1 protein-coding gene is annotated in these 718 nt (G+C 43.3%); it reads right to left on the bottom strand.

Annotated elements, in window-relative coordinates; all coding sequences use genetic code 11:
* Positions 1–596, bottom strand: a 596-nt coding sequence (locus D9603_RS21580; protein ID WP_128732861.1) for an alpha/beta hydrolase, incomplete at its 3' end; no start/stop codon positions are given.
* Between the last annotated feature and the right edge of the window lie 122 nt (positions 597–718).

Raw genomic sequence — 718 nt, 5'->3', positions numbered from 1 at the left:
TTTTTAAGCTCTTCGTTATTTGGCAATACGCCCGGATCAGCTGGGAAATCACTTGCTCGGATGGAAAGCACCTTGATTTTTGGATCCCTTGGTAGCGGTACGCGGCGGTGATCCAATGTAATAATATGATCAGCAAATGTAGCACCATGATTGATAAGCCATGCGGATATATCTCCACCATTGGAATGTCCAATAAGCAATACTTTATCGAAGTTATACGCTGGAAGCTGAGTTTTAAAATGGGCGCGAATAAAAGATAAGGTGTCTGCACCTCTTTGCCAATTTTCAGCGCGTGTTTCGTATAAGTTACCTTCTACAGACAGCGGTGGATCGCTTGGTAATTCGTGTCCAACCGCGACGACTAAATAACCGGCTCGATTGAGCGTTTTCGTCAAAAATTGGTAGTCTTTATGCGACACTCCATACCCTGCACTTAACATTGCAACGGCGCAGCGAGCAGTGGATGAGCAGTTAACCGCGTTATCAGGAAAGTAGGTTTCAATGGGGATCTCTCTATCACGAGAGGGATCTGTTACTGTTTGTGCAAGTGAACAAAAAGGTAGAAAAAATAAGTAACTTACTAACGCTCTGAACATGTATGCAGTCCTAAAAATGGCGGCGTCTAATTGCTACGCCGCCTTTGGTTGGTGATTAATATCAATTAGCCTTAATACTTGCTCAATTTGAAAGAGTAAACCTGACGCTAACCGCGTTAAAA

The organism is Pseudoalteromonas sp. PS5 (assembly GCF_004103255.1).
Classification (GTDB): domain Bacteria; phylum Pseudomonadota; class Gammaproteobacteria; order Enterobacterales; family Alteromonadaceae; genus Pseudoalteromonas; species Pseudoalteromonas peptidolytica.
Note: the sequence above shows the minus strand (reverse complement) of the source record. Positions and strands in the feature narration are given on the sequence as shown.